Below are 541 nucleotides of genomic sequence, written 5' to 3'. Positions count from 1 at the left end.
TCGAGCACCAATCTTACAGCCTCGGTCTTGTACTCCTGAGTAAACTTCCGCCGTGTTGACCCCATCGCCATCCTTCCCTATGACAGTGAACCTCAAGTTCGCTGTCCACGGAAGCGGGATCACTCCACCCGTCCTGCGGACAGGCCCGCGGCCACGCCGACCCGAGGGCCTTGGCCGTGCTCGGTCCCCGCGCGGCGGGCCGCATGCGCTGCTGGTCGGTGAACCAGCTGCGGGCGGACGGATACGACGTCCCGCGAGGAGGGTGTGGGCCCGCCTCTCGCCGTTCGTCCGCCATCACGTCAACATGCTGGGTCGCTGCTCCTTTCCAGCTCCCCGACCTGCCCGGCGGCCTGCGGCCCCTGCGCGACAAGGACGCCGGCGACGAGGAGTGACCGCGGCGCACCTGGCGTCAGTGCTAGTACTCCAGCCCGACTTTTGTGATCAGTTGAGTTGGAGTGCTGCGGCTTGGCGGCGATAGTGGCTGGCTTGTGCGCGTGCCTGGTGGCGGCGGCGCCACCGGGACCAGGCCAGCACGAAGCCG

General features: G+C 68.0%; 1 protein-coding gene. It reads left to right on the top strand.

Features of this window, described 5'->3' with window-relative positions:
• Nucleotides 1–176: 176 nt before the first annotated feature.
• Complete coding sequence (locus tag AB1460_RS38255) at nt 177–392, top strand: hypothetical protein (protein WP_368967503.1); 216 nt, start codon at nt 177–179, stop codon at nt 390–392.
• The last annotated feature ends 149 nt before the right edge of the window (nt 393–541 follow it).

Origin of the sequence: Parafrankia sp. FMc2 (genome assembly GCF_041008525.1) — a bacterium.
GTDB lineage: Bacteria > Actinomycetota > Actinomycetes > Frankiales > Frankiaceae > Parafrankia.
Note: the sequence above shows the minus strand (reverse complement) of the source record. Positions and strands in the feature narration are given on the sequence as shown.